1 protein-coding gene is annotated in these 574 nt (G+C 70.4%); it reads right to left on the bottom strand.

What is annotated here, in order from left to right:
* On the bottom strand, positions 1 to 349 hold a 349-nt coding region (locus AE652_RS32925; RefSeq protein ID WP_049658271.1), incomplete at its 3' end, for a helix-turn-helix transcriptional regulator.
* Positions 350 to 574: the final 225 nt, after the last annotated feature.

The following is a 574-nucleotide window of genomic DNA, read 5'->3' as shown; positions in this document are numbered from 1 at the left end:
CGGGTACGGCGGCCGCGGCCGGGGCGGTCGGCGGCTGGTCGAGGGGCCGCACGAGGCCGGCGGCCTGCGCGCGGCGCAGCCACTCGGTGGGCTCGACCGTGCCGTGCTGCAGCGCCAGCGTCGCGAGGAACCGGATGTACACCTCGCGCTTGGGCGGGCGGGGCTCGCTCGTCCCGGCCTCCCAGCGCACGATCGTCTCCCGCCGGGTCTTCAGCGCCGCGGCCAGCTCCTCCTGGGTGTAGTCGCCGGCCTTGCGCAGCCGCTCCCGCTCGGCCGGGACCGGCAGGTCTTCCACCGGCTTCGGCCGGGCCAGCAGCGCGTCGATCGACGCGAACAGGTCCTCACTCATCGACACCTCACCTCCAACACACACCCTAGCGTGAAAGTAACTTCTGGATCGCACATTTCAAACGAACGTCACTGATTCGGGGCATGCCGAGGGCGCACTGCTGACAGCAGGGGGTCTGTGCACCAGCCGGACGGGGGTCTACCCACCAGCCGGACACCCTTAAGAGAAGTAGTAGAGAAGTCGCGTCGAGCCCCTCCCGGACGCCGAAGGCCACCTACAGGTGGC

It is taken from the genome of Kitasatospora sp. MY 5-36, from assembly GCF_001182915.1.
Taxonomy (GTDB): Bacteria; Actinomycetota; Actinomycetes; order Streptomycetales; family Streptomycetaceae; genus Kitasatospora.
The sequence above is the reverse complement of the archived record's forward strand: the minus strand, read 5'-3'. Positions and strand labels throughout refer to the sequence as shown.